13 protein-coding genes are annotated in these 14,584 nt (G+C 66.8%); 8 read left to right on the top strand and 5 right to left on the bottom strand.

Annotated features, from left to right (window positions below):
- Genes J4E04_RS05175 through J4E04_RS05165 form a run of 3 tightly spaced genes read right to left on the bottom strand, consistent with a single transcriptional unit; the run spans position 1 to position 5,152 of the window.
- Complete coding sequence (locus J4E04_RS05175; RefSeq protein ID WP_490150066.1) at positions 1–1,311, bottom strand: amidase; 1,311 nt, start codon at positions 1,309–1,311, stop codon at positions 1–3.
- Positions 1,257–3,074, bottom strand: coding sequence for a hydantoinase B/oxoprolinase family protein (locus tag J4E04_RS05170; protein WP_222639095.1), 1,818 nt, complete (start codon positions 3,072–3,074; stop codon positions 1,257–1,259). The genes J4E04_RS05175 and J4E04_RS05170 overlap by 55 nt, the downstream gene beginning before the upstream one ends.
- Complete coding sequence (locus J4E04_RS05165; RefSeq protein ID WP_490150065.1) at positions 3,071–5,152, bottom strand: hydantoinase/oxoprolinase family protein; 2,082 nt, start codon at positions 5,150–5,152, stop codon at positions 3,071–3,073. The genes J4E04_RS05170 and J4E04_RS05165 overlap by 4 nt, the downstream gene beginning before the upstream one ends.
- A gap of 370 nt (positions 5,153–5,522) precedes the next feature.
- Between J4E04_RS05165 and J4E04_RS05160 the strand changes: the two genes are divergently transcribed.
- From J4E04_RS05160 to J4E04_RS05125, 8 genes are all read left to right on the top strand, one after another.
- On the top strand, positions 5,523–6,257 hold the full coding sequence (locus tag J4E04_RS05160) for a FadR/GntR family transcriptional regulator (RefSeq protein WP_027504876.1): 735 nt from the start codon (positions 5,523–5,525) through the stop codon (positions 6,255–6,257).
- Positions 6,258–6,393: 136 nt separating this feature from the next.
- On the top strand, positions 6,394–6,945 hold the full coding sequence (locus J4E04_RS05155; RefSeq protein WP_027504875.1) for a MaoC family dehydratase: 552 nt from the start codon (positions 6,394–6,396) through the stop codon (positions 6,943–6,945).
- Positions 6,942–8,156, top strand: coding sequence for a CaiB/BaiF CoA transferase family protein (locus tag J4E04_RS05150; protein ID WP_204868763.1), 1,215 nt, complete (start codon positions 6,942–6,944; stop codon positions 8,154–8,156). Before J4E04_RS05155 ends, J4E04_RS05150 begins: the two co-directional genes overlap by 4 nt.
- Entirely contained in the window at positions 8,153–9,523 is a 1,371-nt protein-coding gene (locus tag J4E04_RS05145; RefSeq protein ID WP_328812327.1) for an MmgE/PrpD family protein, read from the top strand. The genes J4E04_RS05150 and J4E04_RS05145 overlap by 4 nt, the downstream gene beginning before the upstream one ends.
- A gap of 26 nt (positions 9,524–9,549) precedes the next feature.
- Positions 9,550–10,713: an acyl-CoA dehydrogenase family protein gene (locus tag J4E04_RS05140; protein ID WP_027504872.1), complete on the top strand. Its 1,164-nt coding sequence runs from the start codon at positions 9,550–9,552 to the stop codon at positions 10,711–10,713.
- Positions 10,710–11,525 carry an HpcH/HpaI aldolase/citrate lyase family protein gene (locus J4E04_RS05135; RefSeq protein WP_037185149.1) on the top strand — a complete coding sequence of 272 codons (816 nt, stop codon included), beginning with the start codon at positions 10,710–10,712 and terminating at the stop codon, positions 11,523–11,525. Before J4E04_RS05140 ends, J4E04_RS05135 begins: the two co-directional genes overlap by 4 nt.
- Before the next feature lie 132 nt (positions 11,526–11,657).
- Positions 11,658–12,998 (top strand): hypothetical protein, encoded by a 1,341-nt coding sequence (locus J4E04_RS05130; RefSeq protein ID WP_308115684.1) that lies wholly within the window; start codon positions 11,658–11,660, stop codon positions 12,996–12,998.
- A gap of 20 nt (positions 12,999–13,018) precedes the next feature.
- On the top strand, positions 13,019–13,726 hold the full coding sequence (locus tag J4E04_RS05125) for an HD domain-containing protein (RefSeq protein WP_490150064.1): 708 nt from the start codon (positions 13,019–13,021) through the stop codon (positions 13,724–13,726).
- Positions 13,727–13,729: 3 nt separating this feature from the next.
- Here J4E04_RS05125 and J4E04_RS05120 read toward each other — a convergent pair whose 3' ends face one another.
- Together J4E04_RS05120 and J4E04_RS05115 are read right to left on the bottom strand one after the other, a co-directional pair.
- On the bottom strand, positions 13,730–14,077 hold the full coding sequence (locus tag J4E04_RS05120; RefSeq protein ID WP_490150063.1) for a hypothetical protein: 348 nt from the start codon (positions 14,075–14,077) through the stop codon (positions 13,730–13,732).
- The gene (locus tag J4E04_RS05115; RefSeq protein WP_490150062.1) at positions 14,074–14,583 is read right to left on the bottom strand and encodes a hypothetical protein; all 510 of its coding nucleotides are present in this window, start codon (positions 14,581–14,583) and stop codon (positions 14,074–14,076) included. The genes J4E04_RS05120 and J4E04_RS05115 overlap by 4 nt, the downstream gene beginning before the upstream one ends.
- Position 14,584: the final 1 nt, after the last annotated feature.

Here is a 14,584-nt window from a genome sequence, read left to right as displayed (position 1 = left end):
TCATCTGATGTATGGCGAGCCAGGGCGTCGCTCGTGCCAGTCCGTCGTGCCCTGATACCGCATCCCTGCCTCGAAGAGCACACCCTCTCGACTTCGCGCAGCGGTGAGCTGGGCACCGACCGGCATCCCCGACAGTGGGTGGAACCCCACCGGCAGCGCGAGAGTCGGTCCGTCGTGCAACGACCACGGATAGGTGAACTGACCCATCCGTCGAGACAGGGCGACCACGTCGTCACCGCCGGCGAGGGGCGGCACGTCCACGGGCATCGTCGGGGTCAGCACCAGGTCGACGTCCTCGAGGACCGGACGCAGCAGGGCTCGGAACCGTTCGCCCGCCTCGTGCGCCGCGGCGCGATCCTCGTCGGTGATGCCGAGTCCCAGCATGATTCGTTCTCTGGTTGCCGCCTGGAACAGGGACGGTTGCGTACGCAGCCTCGCTCGATGGTGACGCGCGAGATCGCTGTAGACGATCGTGTAGACGATGTCCTGGGCGTCGGCCGCGAAGGGCAGCGACACGGGAACGATCGTCACGTCCAGCTCGGCGAACAAGCTCACGGCGTTTCGGACGGTACGGGCCACACCCTCGTCCACGTCGGCGGAGATGAACACGTCCGGCACTCCGACACGGACTGTGCCCGTGACGTTCTCGGTCGAGCGGGAGGACAGTGCGTCGAACAGGGCGGCCACCTCCCCGACCGTGCGCGCCATCGGGCCCACCGTGTCGAACTCCTCGCTGACGGGGTGAACACCGGCCGTGCTGATCGACCCTCTACTCGGACGCAGGCCGGTGACACCGCACGCAGCGGCGGGCAGTCGGACCGAACCGCCGGTGTCGGTACCCAGCGCAGCGTCCACGATTCCCGCCGCGACGGCGATACCGGAGCCTCCGCTGGAGCCACCCGGAATCCGGCCGAGGTCCCACGGGTTGCGGGACGGCCCCGCGGCCGAGTTCTGCGACGTCACGCCGACGGCGAACTCGGCCATGTTCAGTTTGGCGGTCACCCGAGCGCCGGCCGCACGCAGGCGTGTCACCACGTCAGCGTCCTGGTCCGCCCGGTGGTCGGTGAAGTAGGCCGAGGCACAGGTGGTCTCGATGCCGGCGACGTCGATGTTGTCCTTGACCCCGACGGTCTTCCCCGCGAGAGGCCCCTCGCCGGCCGGGGGTGCATCGATCCACCGGATGACGCTCCCCAACCGACGGTCGAGAGCGAGCGGGGACAGGTCCGGTGTCTCACCGGCCTGTCCCCCACTCTCGGTCAGGCTGCGCTCCGCGCTCGCAGCTCCGCCGTCGCGTGCTCGTCGACGGTCCACGATGCGGTGTTCACGACCACACCGTAATCGCGTCGCGCGTCCTCCTCGGTGAGGTACTCGTCCCAGACGTCGCTCAACACCTGGAACGGGTCCCGCTCGAAGGGATCGCCGAAGCCGCCACCGGACGGGAGCTTGATCTCCAGGGTCTCACCGGCACGGATCGTTTCCTGGGTCACCTTGGAGTAGAGCACCTCCTCGCGGTCGGTCCCGGCGTTACGAGTGAACGCACCCGAGACGCCCTGGTGCCCACCGAGAGCTCCCGCCGGCGGATCCGAGCGGTTGTCCGCCTCGGAGCCCAGGAACGTGTCGGTCTCCATCAACCACTTGCGCACACTGCCGATACCGCCACGCCACTTGCCGGGAGCCGGTGCCTCGTCGCGCAGCTCGTATCGCAGCGCCCGCATGGCATGGTTGAGCTCGAGCTCCTCGATGGGGTTGTTGCGGGTGTTGGCCATCAGCGCGTCGACGGCGTCCATTCCGTCCTTGCCGTTGCGGCCGCCGTACGACCCCTCGTTGATCTCGATGTACACCCAGTACGACTCGCCGTCGGGCGCGATTCCGGAGTACGCGATGGCACACAGCGCCGCGGACGATCCTGCGATCGCATGGTCCGGAAGGACCGGTGCGAGAGCGAGATTGATCGAGTCGAACACCCGGTTCACCTGAGAGAACCGCGCGAAGCACGACGCCGGGAAGTCCGGGTTGAAGATGGTGCCCTCGGGTGCATAGGCCTTGACGGGTCGGAAGCAGCCGTCGTTCTGCGGAACGAAGTCCTCGGTGAGGTCCTCGTCCAAGAGGATGGTACGGATGGCCGAGACCGCGACCGGGAGGACCGACCCCTCGAAGGGGACGTTGAACGCGGTGGGGACCTGACTGTTCGAGCCGGTGAGGTCGATCAGGATGTCCTCTCCCTCGACCTGCACGCGTACGGCCACCTTCAGCGGCTCGTCGCGGTTTTTGCCGTCGTCGTCGAGGTAGCCGATCGGTGCCTCGTAGCTGCCGTCGGGGATCTCGCGGATCTTGGCACGCAGCATGGACTCCGAGTAGTCCATCCACCGTTCGCCCGCACTCATGACGGTGTCGAGACCGTACTTCTCGAGCAGCTCCGTGAAGCGCTTCTCGCCGATCCGCGAGCACGCGATGAGGGCCTCGAGGTCGCCACGGTTCTGCTCGGGGGTGCGGACGTTGTCGAGAATGTGCTGGATGAGGTAGTCGTTGCGGACGCCCGCCTGGTAGATCTTCATCGAGTCCATGAGCTTGCCCTCGGCCCACACGTCGACGACGTCCATGCACAGTCCGGGGAAGTTGCCGCCCACGTCGGAGACGTGGCCGGTGCAGCCCGCGAAGCCGATGTGTTCGCCCTGCCAGAAGATCGGAATGATGACGCCGTAGTCCGGCGAGTGTGCGGCGCCGTGGTACGGATGGTTGTGCAGGATCACGTCACCCGGCTCGTACGTTCCCGCGAGCCTACGGTTGACACCCCGGATGTAGGCGGGGATCGAACCGCAGTGCATCGGTGTGGAATCCGACTCGCACAGCTCACGACCGTTGATGTCGAAGATGCCGGCGCCGAGGTCCTCCGACTCGCGGATGAGGCTCGAGTACGCCATCCGGTAGAGCACCTGAGCCATCTCCTTGGCCATCGACTGCAGAGCACCGCCGATCACCCGGAGCGTGATCGGATCGACCTCCACGTCGTTCCACGTGCGCGTGGAGTCACCCGCCAACGAGACTCCGGTGATGGGCATCAGCGTCTTGCTCATGCGAGGTTCCTCTCGATGATGATGTGGCCGACGGCGTCGACGGTGGCATGCTGATTCATTCCGACGATGGTGGTCGAGTCGAACTGCTCGACGATCGCGGGTCCGTCGAACCTGTTGCCCGCCAGCAGGAGCGATCGCTCGTACACCGGGGTCTCGACCCATTCGGGCTTCGCGGTGTCGTCCTTCCAGAAGAGCGCGCGGGCCGTGGTCTTGATCGCGGCGGAAGCGTCGGCGGTGCCCTTCTCGATGTCGGCGATGCGCACGTGAGGCACCGCACCGACGCCCGTGACACGGACGTTGATCAGCTGCACGGGTTTGTCGTCGAAGCGCTGGGAGTACGTGCGCCCGTGCGCCTCGTGGAAGGCCTCGGCCGTCGTCTTAACCCAGACGTCGTCGATCTCGCCGTCGGGTGCCTGCACGCGGAGCTCGTACCCTTGCCCCACGTATCGGCAGTCGACGCTGCGCTCGAGCGAGATGTTCTCCGGTGCAACCCCGTCCGCCCGCAACTGGGCCACTGCCTGCTCGGACAGCCGCTCGACCTGCTGACGCAGCAGCTCGATGTCCGGGTCGGCCGACGAGGTCCACACCGTGGTGGGCTCCTCGTAGCGGATGTCGGTGGTGAGCAGACCGACCGCGGACGTGATGCCGGGGTGGCCGGGCACGATGACGCGCGGGATACCGAGCTGATCGGCGATCTGCCACGCGAACAGCGGCCCTGCTCCACCTTCCGCGATGAGGGAGAAGTCGCGGGGGTCGTACCCCTTGCGCACCGAGTGCAGGCTGATGGCTTCCGTCATGGAGTGCGCGAGGATCTTGAAGATGCCCATCGCCGCCTCGTCGAGAGGCGCGTCCAGCTTGTCGGCGATGTGGGTCTGGATGGCGGTGCGGGCGAGTTCCGGCTGAACCCGCATGGTGCCGGACAGGAAACTGGTCTCGCGCAGCCACCCCATCATGACCATCGCGTCGGTCGAGGTCGGCTCGGTACCGCCGTGGCCGTAGCACGCAGGTCCGGGAACGGCACCGGCGCTGCGCGGTCCGACGCGGAACATGCCGCCGTCGTCGACCACCGCGATGGAGCCACCGCCGGCGCCGATGGTGTCGACCTCCGCCATCGGCACCATCGCGTGGTAGTCGCCGATGCGGGTGTCCAGGAGGTGCTTCATCCGCAGTGCGCCGTCGGGCGCCACTCCCACGTCCGCCGAGGTGCCGCCGACGTCGAGGGTGATGACGCTGGGGAAGCCCGACGCCTTGCCGATGGCGCAGCCGCCGAGGAGACCGGCGACCACACCGCTGGTCAGCAGTGACACGGGAATCTCACTGGCGCTCCGGGAGGTGACCAGTCCGCCGGCGGAGGTCATGAGGTGCACGTCCTCGCCGACTTGTGCCGCGCTCGCCTTCTGTGCGAGGTTCTCGATGTACTGCGACGTCTTCGGCCCGATGAACGCATTGAGCGCGGCGGTGGAGAAGCGCTCGTACTCGCGGTACTGCGGAGCGACCTCACTGGACAGCGACACGAAGACGCCGGGGAACTCCTCGGCGATGATCGCCTTGACCCGCTGCTCGTGGGTCGGGTTGCGGTAGGAGTGCAGAAAAGCGACGGCGATGGCGTCGACACCTCGCTCGCGCAGGAGCCGAACCTGTTCCCGCACAGCATCTTCGTCCAGGGGTGTCAGGACGGCGCCGGAGGCGTCGATACGCTCCGGAACGACGCGCCGGTTCCGCCGCGGTACCAGTTGCCACTTCTGCCACGGCAGATCCTGGTAGTTGGAGTAGTTCAGGGGTCGCTTCTTGCGCGCGATGTGCAGGAGGTCGCGGAACCCCTCCGTCGTGATCATTCCGACGTCGCACCCGTTGTGCTCGAGGACGATGTTGGTGGCCACCGTCGTGCCGTGGAAGAACATGTCGATCTCGGCCGGGTCGATTCCCGCCCGCTCGGCCAGGACAGCGATGCCGTCCATCGTGCCGATCGAGGGATCGTGGTTGGTCGACGGCGTCTTGTGCACCACCACGGTGCCGTCGTCGTCCCACAACACGAGGTCGGTGAAGGTTCCACCGACGTCGACTCCGATTCGTTTCATGTGCCATCCAATTCTGTCGGCTCTCACGTGGGGAGCAGGAGTGGGACGACCGGGACGCGTCGCTGCAGTCCGGGAGTCCGTGCGGGGTCTCTGTGCACCCTGCGAAGGTGACCCGAGTCATAGTGCGCCACCCTGTGCCCGAATGCAATACCTCTGATGTTTTGGGCAGGTGACGCCTCGTCAGGTGCCCTTCAGTCCCACTCGACGGCATTCGACACCCTAAACAGCCGATGTATTGCCATGGTGCCCGATCTTCGGATGCCGCTGCTCGCCGCAGTCGCTCGCGCTACGCTCGTGCTGTTCCGCCACCGTCGCCCCACGTGATCGCCCGTCGTCACGAGCCGGACGACCGACCGAGAGGCCCGCCTCAGTGCCCGAATCCTCGACCGCCGATCCGAGCGCCAAGAGCACGCCGGCCTACGCCGCACTCGCGACACGACTGCGCGACCGCATCCTGTCGGGCGAACTGCAGCCGGGTGAGCGCCTCCCCAGCGACACGGAACTGACGGCGGAGTTCGGCGTCGGCCGGAGCACCATCCGCGAAGCCCTACGGTCGTTGGCTAGCCAGAATTTGATCCTCACCACTCGCGGCGTCACGGGCGGCAGCTTCGTGGCGGTGCCCAGCGTCGGCCACATCAGCGAGCACCTCGAAACCGGTGTCGCGCTCATGACCACGGCCGATGCCGTCACTGTCGACCAGCTGATGGAGGTACGCAACCTCATGGAGGTGCCTGCGGCGGGCATGGCCGCCTTCCGCCGCACCGAGGACCACCTCGATCAACTGCGCGCCTCGATCTTCGATCCCACCGACGCCCAGGGGCCGGAGACCTTCGTCAAGAACCAGGAGTTCCACCTCGTCCTGCTGCGCGCTGCGCAGAATCCCCTGCTCGAACTCATCACGGCACCGGTGTTCCGGGTGCTGTCGAAGCGTTTCGGTCGTGATCACGCGCCGGAGGGCTTCTGGCAGTGCGTCGACCACGACCATCGGGCGATTCTCGACGTCGTCGCCGCGGGCGACTCGATGTCCGCGATGGACATGATGCGTCGCCACCTCGACCATCTGGGCGGCTCCTACCGACAGATGGACAAGCTGCGCACTCAGTAGCACCAAACATCTGCTCTTTCGTGAGAATTGACCGCATCAGATCTCGCAGATCCGGTCAGAACTCCCCCTTGACGGTCTAATCATCTGATGTTTATGGTTCAGGTGCAGGCTTCGCCGACCGACACAGGGAGACACCGTGGCAGTCCATCCGGCCGTTCTAGGGCGCTTCTTCGAGGATTACGTGGTGGGTGACGTCTACCAGCACCCTCTGGGACGCACCGTCTCGCAGGCCGACAACACGTGGATCACGCTGCTGTCGATGAACACGAACCAGAATCACTTCAACGCACATCTCGCGGCGCAGAACCCGATCACCGAGGGGCGCGTCATCGTGAACTCGGGCTTCACGGTTGCGGTGATTCTCGGCATCTCCGTACTCGACATGAGCCAGAACGCGATCTCCAATCTCGCGTTCACCGACATCAAGATGTCTCACCCCGTGTACGAGGGCGACACGCTGTACGCAGAGAGCATCTGCACGGGCCTGCGACTCTCCGAGTCCCGCCCCTATGCCGGCATCGTCTCGATGATCACCCGTGGCCTCAATCAGGATGGCGTGGAGGTCATCTCGTGGAAACGCTCCGTCATGGTGGCGACGCGAGAGAGCGGCATCGGCCAGAACTACTTCCCGGAGGCGCAGAGCGGTCCGCTGCAGCTGCCGTCCGACACGAAAGGCGACGCACGATGAAACCACTCGAGGATGTCCGCATCATCTCGCTGGAACAGTACGGCGCAGGCCCGTTCGGCAGTCTTCACCTCGCCGACCTCGGTGCCGACGTCATCAAGATCGAGGACCCCAACGTCGGCGGTGACGTCGGCCGGTACGTGCCGCCGTTCAACGAGGGCGAGGACTCGCTCTTCTTCGAGACGTTCAACCGCAACAAACGCAGTCTGTCGCTCGATCTCTCCACACCCGCCGGGCGCTCCGTCTTCGAGGACCTCGTGAAGTCCAGCGACGCAGTCTATTCGAACCTGCGCGGTGACGTTCCCGCCAAGATCGGCATCACGTACGACGACCTCAAGCACCTCAACCCCGCCATCGTCTGCTGCAGCCTGACCGGGTTCGGTATGACCGGTCCGCGCGCGAAGGAACCCGGCTACGACTACATCCTGCAGGGACTCGCGGGCTGGATGAGCGTCACCGGTGATCCCGACGGCCCACCCACCAAATCCGGTCTCTCGCTTGTGGACTACTCGGGCGGGTTCGTCGCCGCGATCAGCCTGCTCTCCGGTCTGCACGCCGCGCGGCGCGACGGTGTCGGCGGGGACTGCGACGTGTCGCTGTACGACACCGCGATGTCGCTGTTGACGTATCCCGCGACGTGGCATCTCAACGCGGGTTTCGAGCCGGTGCGAACCAAGAATTCGGCCCACCCGTCGCTGGTCCCGTTCCAGGCCTTCGAGGCCACGGACGGCTGGCTCATCGTCGGCTGCGCCAAGGAGAAGTTCTGGGAACGGCTCGTCGTCGCCATCGGCCGACCCGATCTCGGTGCCGATCCTCGCTTCGCGAGCTTTTCCCTGCGGGGGCAGAACAAGGACGTTCTGCTGCCGATGTTGGAGGACGTGTTCGCCACCGACACCGTCGCACATTGGTTGTCGCTGCTGGGCCCGGCAGGCGTTCCGTCCGGACCGATCAACGACGTGGCGCACGCGCTCACCGAACCCCACACGCTCGCACGCAATCTCATCGTCGAGACCGAGCACCCGGTGTACGACACGGTGCGCCAACTCGCCTCCCCCGTCAACTTCGGGCCGCAGCGTCCCGAATACCGACGTGCACCGCAGCGCGGGGAGAACCTCGAGGAGATCGTGGCCGACCTCGGCTACGACGAGGAGACCATCGCCAGCCTGCGCCGTAGCGGCGCCTTCGGCGAGGTGACGGCCGAGGCACACGCGTGACCTCCACAGTGCTGTCCGAGTGGGCGACGGGAGTGACCCTCGACGATGTGCCGCCGGCCGTGCGGCACGCGACCGCTCGTCACCTGCTCGATTCGGTGGGTACCGCGGTGGCCGCGCAGCGTCTGGGCCACGGACGCGCCGCATGGACCGTCGCCGACGGTCTGGGCGGCCCTCCCGAGGCCCGCCCGTTGACGGGAACCCGCGCCTTGTCCGCGCCGGCCGCCGCCCTGGCCACCGGCGTTCTGGTGCACGCGCTCGACTTCGACGACACGCACGCCGGGGCGCTCGTCCACGCCACCGCCGTCACCCTGCCGGCAGCCTTCGCCGTCGGCCAGCAGACCCACGCCACCGGTGCCGAGGTACTCACAGCCGCGACACTCGGCCTCGAGACGGCCTGCCGACTGGGCGCTGTCAGTCCCCACGGGTTCCACGCTCGGGGGATCCACGCGACCGCGGCGGTGGGCCCGTTCGCCGCGGCCGTCGTCGCCGGGCGGCTCGGGAAGTTCGACAGTGAGACTCTGGTCCATGCGCTCGGCATCGCTGGATCGTCGAGCTCCGGTCTCCTCGAGTTCCTCGACACCGATGCCGACACGAAAGCGCTGCACCCCGGCACGGCCAGCTTCAACGGCATTCTGGCCACCCGCCTCGCAGCCGCCGGCGCCACCGGACCGGGCTCCGTGTTGGAAGGGCGACGGGGCGTCTATGCGGCACTCACCGATCGACCCGTCGACCTGACCGTTCTGACCGACGGATTCGGAACCCGCTGGGAAGCACTGGGGATCGGCATCAAGCCTTACCCCAGTTGCCAGCTGATGCACGTCACCCTCGACGCGGTGTCCGCCGCTGTCGCGGGCCACGACGTCCACGTCGACGACATCCGTGACATCGAAGTGCTGGTCCACCCGGACTCCACCCCGTTCGTGTGCGGACCCAACACGGGCGTCGCCTCCCCGCGCAGCACGTACGACGGCAAGTTCGATCTGCCGTGGAGCGTGGCCGCGTTGCTGCGCGACGGGGCAGTCGACGTCTCCACCTACACCGACGCGTCGATCGCCCGAGCCGACGTGCTGACGACGGCGCGCACGGTCCGCGTCGTCGAACGTCCCACCGACGGGCCCGCGGCCGCCGCTCCCGGACACGCCACCATCACCCTCGCCGACGGCCGTGTGCTCGTGGGAGACGTCGGCGGAAGTCGCGGCAGTGCCGCATTCCCACTCGACGACGCGGCACTGCGGGAGAAGTTTCTCGGCAACTGCGGCCACGACGCTCGTGCGGACGAACTCGCCGATCGCGTTCTCGGACTCGCCGACGAACACGACCTCTCCGCCGTGCTCGATCTCGCCGCGGCCATCGCGCCCGCCCCCTGACCCTCGCCTGGAAGAAGGACACCACCATGGATTTCACGTACGACGAACAGCAGACGGCGTTCCGTAAGGCATTGCGCACCTTCGTGGACAAGGAGATCGTCCCGGTCGCGAACGAATGGGAGAAGACCGGCCGCTACCCCACGGAGATCGTCGACCACATGAAGGCAATGGGCCTGTTCGGGATCACGACGCCGGAGGAGTACGGCGGCCTCGAACTCGACAAGGTCTCCTTCACTCTCGTCTACGAGGAGTTGGCGCGTGGATGGATGGGCATTGCCGGCATCGTCGGCAGCCACAACCTCTCGTGCTGGATGATCGCCAAGCACGGCACGGACGAGCAGAAGCAGTCTCTCCTCCCGAAGCTGGCCACGGGTGAGTGGCGCACCGGCGTCGGCCTCACCGAGCCAGGTGCGGGCACGGACCTGCAGGGCATCAAGACCACCGCCAAGCGCGACGGCGACCACTACGTCGTGAACGGCGCGAAGACGTGGATCACCAACGCGCGGCATGCGAACGTCCTGCCCGTGCTGGTGAAGACCGACACCTCCGCCACCCCTCCCCACAAGGGCATGAGCCTGCTGCTCATCGACACCACCAGTGAGGGTTTCGAGGTCCAGCGTGACATGGGCAAGCTCGGTTACAAGGGCACCGAGTCGTGTGAGATCAGCTTCGACAACGTTCGGGTGCCGGTCGACGCACTCCTCGGCGGCGTCGAGGGCCGTGGACTGCAGCAGGCGTTGTCTGGACTCGAGATCGGTCGACTCAACATCGCGGGTCGCAGTGTGGGAATCGCGCAGGCGGCCTACGACGCCGCGCTGCAGTACGCGAAGGAGCGCACCGCCTTCGGGCAGCCCATCGCCGAGTTCCAGGCGATCCAGTTGAAGATCGCCGACATCGCCACGCAGCTGCAGGCGGCCCGACTCATGACCTACTGGGCTGCATCGCAGGCAGATTCGGGCAAGCGCGTCGACATGGAGGCGGGCATGGCCAAGTACTTCGCGTCGGAGGCCGCCATCACCGCCAGCCTCGAGGCCATGCGCATTCACGGCGGCTACGGCTACTCGACCGAGTTCGTCGTCGAGCGTCTCTACCGCGACGCGCCGCTCATGGCCATCGGCGAGGGAACCAACGACATCATGCGCACCGTCATCGCGAAGTCGTTGGTCGCGGGATCGAGCGTGATCGGGTGAGTGGGGCGCTCACCTACCTCTACGTCCCCGGCGACATGCCGGCCCGCTTCGACAAGGCGCTCGCCTCGGGTGCGGACGCCGTCGTGCTCGATCTCGAGGATGCAGTCGCTCTGCGGGACAAGGACTCCGCACGCGCGGAGGTCGCCGCCTGGGTCGCTACGTGCGAGCCCGGTGACGTCGAGGTGTGGGTGCGCGTCAACCCGGGCCCGCTGCAGGAGGCCGACATTCGCGCGGTGGCGCATGCCCGGCTGACCGGGGTGTGGCTCCCCAAGGTGGGGTCACCCGAGGAGATCGCGATCGCCGATCGGGTGCTCGCCGACGTGTGTCCACACGCCGCGGTGTCGCCGTTGCTCGAGACGGGTGCGGCGCTGTTCGACGCGCTCGCCATCGCGCAAGGACCCCGCGTGCGCTTCCTGCAGATCGGTGAGGCCGATCTCGCCGTCGACCTCGGTATCGACGGCGAATCGGACCCCAGCGCGCTGCTGTTCGCGCGGTCACAGGTGGTCGCGGCCAGCGCCGCCGCAGGCCTCCTCCCCCCGCTGGGGGCCGTGTCCCGCAACTTCCGCGACCTCGACGCGTTCACCGCGGACACGCAGTCGCTGTCGCGTCTCGGCTTCGTGGGCCGCGCGTGCATCCACCCGGCCCAGGTCCCGGCGGCGCGCGCGGTGTTCGAGCCCACGCCCGAGGACGTCACCCGAGCACGCGCCGTGCTCTCCGCCCTCGAGTCCGGTGGGGCCGGGGTCGACCAGGACGGTCACCTCATCGACGAGGCAGTCGCGAAGCGGGCACGGCGGGTGATGGAGCGCGCGTAGAGGGCAAGTGGGTTCGGGCCCGAAACATGTCGGTGCCCTGCTGTAAACAGTGAGTAGGCAGACGGATGATTCCTGCCACCGACGCTCGGTTCTCCGACGTCGAGCTAGCTGTTCGCACAGAATCGAGAACCCATGGACCACGACAGTCGCGGCTTGGGCGGTATCCCCGCCGGCAATCCCGGATTCACCGTCGCCGTCGAGATCGACCGGCCCTTCGACCAGATCGAACCGGACGAGTACCTCCGGCTGCTGCACCAGGTCGGTGACGACGCGGCCAGGATCGACCGATCCCTACTCGGTCATGCACGCGTCGTCCTCGACGTACCCGGCAGCGGATGGTGGGTCTCCGGACAGGCTGCTCTCCATGCTGTCGACAGGCTCGCAGAGGAGTGGAGCGTCCTCGGTGTCGAGACGAGCCGGTCGGACCTCTGGTCCACCAGCCCTCACATGGCCGACAGTCGCCTCCCCCGCACTCGCCGACTGCCGGCGAGTGAGGGCACGCGGTACACCGTCATCATCGAAATCGAGCCGTACGACGAGCTCGTCGATGACGTGGAGCTGTCCGACTACTTCCGGTCCAGGGAACGCGCGGACGTCGTCGTCGCCGACAACGGGCGTCGGCACATCATCGTGTCGAGGCGCGACTGGGACGTCTCCTGGGCCTGCCAACTCACCGCCAAATCCCTCCATGTCATCAGCAACGCGTGGTCCATCACACGCATCAGGACGGTCGAGACCGCGGTATGGAAACGAGAGCACTCTCGTCCGCGCGCCGACAATCGGCCGACGGCAATCCCGGAGTGGCAGTACGCACTCCGCATCGACGGCACCAGATGCGTCGTCGTCACCGACAAGGATGTCGACCTGGACAACTGGTACGCGAAGTACACCAACTCGGACGGCATGTCGGGCGTCGAGCAGTTCTTCCACGGCCCCGCCTGGTTGACCGACGACGGCGTTGCGAACCTTCGGAGGAACGGCGACGCCATCGACGCATGGATCGCTCCCCTGCCCCGCGGTGGACTCCTCGACAACATCACCGACGGATACGGCCGAGTTCTGCCCGTCGACGACTCCGAGGGCACCGCAGCATGGTTGATGGAATCGATGTTCGACAAGCCCGCCGGCCTGATCATCGAACTCGGTCCCAGCGACTACGACCCCGACGACGAGAGGGACGTGTTCAACGCGCAGATCCACGTCCTCGACGACGGCGTGTACATGGTGCGCCGATCGCGAGCCGTTCTCCAGCGACTCCGACTGGCCGACCATGGTGTCGAGGGGTTGGAGCTGGATCACTGGCATCACGACGATCACTTCGACGACTGCACGGACGGTTATCTGTTCAGCCGCGACACCCAGCTCATCGCCAACGCGTGCGTCGCGTGGTTCCGGCAGAACGGCGTGACCGACGAGCGCAGTGCGCTGGGCTGCTCGTACGAGTTCGTCGACGAACTCCCCCGCACCTCCTGACAGTCCCACGAGAGGACCCCATGACATCGACGTCCGACGCCCTCACTCGCGCACTGAATGACGTGCCGTTGAAGGAGATGGACCCGTCACTGCTCGCCCACGCCATCCGGTACGAGGCGCGCGGTCGAGGACTGGAGACCTCACCGCTCGAGGATGCTCTCGCCGTGGCGTCCTACGCCCATCTGATGCAGCGCCGCACCACTCGCGGCGATCAGATCAACGATCCGTACATCACGCACCCGTCTCGAAACGTGCTGCGTCTCATGAGGTACGGCTGTGCTGATCTCGACGTACTCGTGGCCACCGCCCTGCACGACACCGTCGAGGATCAGTCCGACCGCATCGTCGATCTACTCGGCGGGACCCAGGCTCTCGGCGCACTGGAGGCACACTTCGGTGCGGAGGTCGCACGCCTCGTCGAGGCCGTCACCACCCCGCCGCGCACCGGCGAGGACCGTGCCGCGCAGTACGTCGAACACGTGACGGCGGTGATCCGCGATCCAAAGGTGTTTCTGGTGAAGGTGTCCGACTTCGTCGACAACGCCGGCAGTCTCGAGTATCTCGCGGACGACGCCAAGCGCACGAAGCTGCTGAGCAAGTACGCGCCGCTCGTCGAGATCGTCGAGGCGGCGGCCACAGAGCACGGCGAGGCGCTCGGACTGACGGCGGACGGGATGGCGAATCTGCGCGGACACCTGGCGTCGATCAGGGGGCAGACCAGGGGCTGATGATCACGCGTCGACGAGAAACCCGGCGACAAATTCGCACAGAGTACGCACCTCTGTAACGGTGGGCGACAACTCGTAGGCGTGGTGGTGGCACGCCTGAGACAGACGGCCCCAGGCATAGTCGAGTGTGCGTACCGACTCGTCGTTCGGCGCGAGCGCATACAACACGATCAGCCTTACTTTCATGCTGGCGTGAACGACACCCTCGCCGACCGCTGCGCAGCGCGCCTCGACCACCGACTCGAGTGCCTGCCGGGCGAGTACGGCTGCGAGACGGGCATTCTGGCCGGTCACCGGTTCCTCCTCGAGAAGTCGCCGGGCGTATCCGAGCAACTCCGCGGGCGTCGTCACGGCGCCGCCAAGAGTTCGTCGACAAGTTTGTTCAGATCGCTCGCGTGAGACTTGGTCGGGATGGAGCCGGCACCGTGCACACCCTTGTTGGCGTAGTTCAGCGAGCCGCCTCTCCATTCTCGATAGGACAACCACGCGCCGATCTCCTGGTCGGACTTTCCCATTGCCAGCGCGATCCGGGCCCTGGTCCTCTGAGTCTCGGACCACGTGCGCTCCAGGTCGACCCATGCCGTGCCGTCTGCAGTCTGGGTCCGGACGTAGCGATCCCAGGCTGCTGCTTCGATCGCCAAGCGGAAGATCGCTTGCACTGCCCGACGCTTGACCTCGTCGGGTAGGAGCTCGTCTCGCACCGTGGCATGAACGTCGGTGACGTAACGCTGAGCAGGCGTGTCGGCCTCGGCCAGCCGAACCGAGGATCCAGCCTCGCGCGTCACCTCGACGAGTCGGGCTCCGATGGACCGTCGGCGCAGTGCGGCCGGCAGTCGATCGTCGTGCGAGAAGACCACG

This window comes from Rhodococcus sp. NFXS4, assembly GCF_058139645.1.
This window is presented reverse-complemented; position numbering and strand designations above follow the sequence as displayed.